This is a genomic window from Clostridium thermobutyricum DSM 4928, assembly GCF_002050515.1.
GTDB lineage: Bacteria > Bacillota > Clostridia > Clostridiales > Clostridiaceae > Clostridium > Clostridium thermobutyricum.
Map to the genome: position 1 here is coordinate 1 of NZ_LTAY01000001.1, position 1,301 is coordinate 1,301.

3 rRNA genes are annotated in these 1,301 nt (G+C 26.8%); all 3 read left to right on the forward strand.

Annotated features, from left to right (window positions below):
• Positions 1 to 125 (forward strand): 23S ribosomal RNA (locus CLTHE_RS00005); the annotation flags it as partial.
• Positions 126 to 175: 50 nt separating this feature from the next.
• A 5S ribosomal RNA gene (gene rrf / locus CLTHE_RS00010) occupies positions 176 to 292 on the forward strand.
• 895 nt (positions 293 to 1,187) lie between these two features.
• Positions 1,188 to 1,301 (forward strand): 16S ribosomal RNA (locus tag CLTHE_RS00015); the annotation flags it as partial.

Here is a 1,301-nt window from a genome sequence, read left to right on the forward strand (position 1 = left end):
AAGATTAGATTTCCCATAGCGTAAGCTAGTAAGATCCCTTGAAGAACACAAGGTTGATAGGTTAGGGGTGTAAGCATGGTAACATGTTCAGCTGACTAATACTAATAGATCGAGGGCTTGACCAATAAAAATATCAACAGAATTTGATGTGCAATTTTCAGAGAACATCTGATAATTTGGTGATGATGGCATAGAGGGTACACTCCTTCCCATTCCGAACAGGAAAGTTAAGCTCTATAACGCCGATGGTACTGCATGGGAGACTGTGTGGGAGAGTAGGAAGTTGCCAAGTGAGAACTCAGGAAGAGCCAGTAGATTTATCTACTGGCTTTTTGTTATAGGTTAGATAGTTATAGGTTAGATATAAGAGATAATATACAAATATAATTAAATAATATTTATTTTTATAGAAAATATGGTGATTATATAAAATAGAAATAGAGTTTAAAATATATATTAATAACATATAATTGATGATTGAAATATGCATGATAAATTCAAAAAAGATAATGTTTATAAACAATTTAATAGAATATAAATTTTGCACTTACATATAAAGTAGAGATTTATAGGAAGTTTTATACATAATTTTATTTGGTGATGAAGACAATATAAAAAGAAATGAATATTAAGATTTAATAGGTGTTCAGAATCTTAAAGATATAAAATTATTAAAATTTATATAAAATGAATTATTTAATTTTATAAATAGACTTTTATTGATGATAGTTCTATCAAATCTAACAATATAAGTTTATTATTAGTTTTTTAGATATAGTTATAAGTCTTTTCTACAAATAAATTAAATAAATTTTATAAAAAAACTCAATATAATGATGATAATTTAATTAAACTACTCCTAGTGTGTCTTTATATAAAAATATTAGAAATAAAGAGAAATATAAAGTTAAATAATTATAAATTTATTTATTGATGAATTTCAAAATAATTAAATGATAAATAGATGATAATATAAATGAGTCGCTTGAAGCAGACAAGATTTTAAAAGCGAAAAATTAAAGTTTTAAAAAATATATTGACAAATACAACTTTAGTTGATAGACTAGATAAGTCGGTAAAAGCGATGAGGAAAAATGGTCTTTGAAAATTGAACAGAATAATATATAAGCAAACTTAAACCAGCAATTCTTTTATAAGTAAGTTTTAAGAGCTAAAAGATTAAACTTTTTATTGAGAGTTTGATCCTGGCTCAGGACGAACGCTGGCGGCGTGCCTAACACATGCAAGTCGAGCGATGAAATTTTCTTCGGGAAATGGATTAGCGGCGGACGGGTGAGTAA